This window comes from Paraburkholderia sp. SIMBA_054, from assembly GCF_046534875.1.
Lineage (GTDB): Bacteria > Pseudomonadota > Gammaproteobacteria > Burkholderiales > Burkholderiaceae > Paraburkholderia > Paraburkholderia hospita.
Genome location: NZ_JAWRXV010001573.1, coordinates 1 through 241 on the forward strand (window position 1 = coordinate 1; position 241 = coordinate 241).

1 pseudogene is annotated in these 241 nt (G+C 46.1%); it reads right to left on the reverse strand.

The annotated features are described in order from the left end of the window. A pseudogene (locus SB822_RS60345) lies at positions 1-241 on the reverse strand (IS5/IS1182 family transposase); the annotation flags it as partial.

The window sequence follows — 241 nt, forward strand, 5'->3', positions numbered from 1 at the left end:
TGGTGAGCACGAGCCAGGACAAGCTGGTCACTTGCACCCATATAGCGAACGATCTTTTGGGTCTTCGCTATGCGAAAAAACTTATTTTTATTAGCGTTTGCTTTGACGTGTGTCGAGTCGGATAACAGCACACGTCCACTCACAAAGCCTTCTGCTTGAGCTTGGCGAACAGTCTCATCAAAGATTTCCTCAAAAACCGAGGTATCTTCAAACCGGCCTTTGCGATTAAAACTAATCGTCG